This is a genomic window from Oleiphilus sp. HI0061, from assembly GCF_001635675.1.
Genome location: NZ_LWFE01000111.1, coordinates 1 through 1,031, shown reverse-complemented (window position 1 = coordinate 1,031; position 1,031 = coordinate 1). Strand labels below are relative to the sequence as shown.

The window sequence follows — 1,031 nt, the reverse complement described above, 5'->3', positions numbered from 1 at the left end:
AACAATAGGTAATACGATCCACTTACTTACACCAAAACCTGAACCACCCACTTTCTCAGGAAGCATCAACCATAGGCCGAAGATTGCACAAGCAAAGCCAACCAGCAACATCATTGAAATTAAGCCGAAAGAACCAACAGGGCCAGGAATACTTGGCGAAATGTGGTCTTCACGCAAGTTATTCATACCGAACCAGCCAGCAAGTGCGAGAGGAATCAGGAAGAGCAACCACACGAAGCCTGCATTTTGAATCCATGCTTCAGTACCTGCAGGAATCTTACCGATCAAGGTACCTGAAGTATTAACTAGCGTCATTGACTCGCCGCCTAGTGCGCCGAACATGCCAACAGTCATCGCCAATGGAACCAGAATCTGCATCGTAGTAACACCAAAGTTACCCAGACCCGCATTCAAACCTAGCGCCAAGCCCTGCTGCTTCTTAGGAAAGAAGAAACTGATGTTTGACATTGAAGATGAGAAGTTACCACCACCAAAGCCAGATAGAAGCGCTAGTGCCTGGAAAACCCAGAAAGGTGTTTCAGGGTTAGACAGCGCGATACCTGTACCGGCTGCAGGTAGCATGAGTAATGCTGTGGTAAAGAAGATTGTATTTCGGCCACCCGCCAAACGGATAAAGAAGGTGCTGGGTATTCGTAGCGTTGCACCCGTCAAACCGGCAATCGCCATTAAAGTAAATAGTTGTGATTTTTCATAGGGGAAGCCCAAGTTCAACATTTGAACCGTGATGATGCCCCAATACAACCAAACCGCGAAGCCGCAAAGCAAACTCGGGATAGAAATCCACAAATTTCGGTTGGCTATTTTCTTACCGGTGGATTCCCAGAACTGCTCGTCCTCCGGATCCCATTTTTGAATATCCGACATAGAATTTCTCCCAATGTTATAAATAATGCTAAGTCACGTTCATCATGCGCAAGCCTATAAACAAGAACAATCGACTCAAGGGAGTAGGCATTTCTTCACCCTTTACTTACCCCCCAATACCTACTACTGGGTAGTACCCTTGCCAG

General features: G+C 46.6%; 1 protein-coding gene. It reads right to left on the bottom strand.

Annotated elements, in window-relative coordinates:
- The coding region (locus A3735_RS01320; protein ID WP_156499306.1) for an MFS transporter at window positions 1-885 on the bottom strand (885 nt) is incomplete at its 3' end.
- Between the last annotated feature and the right edge of the window lie 146 nt (window positions 886-1,031).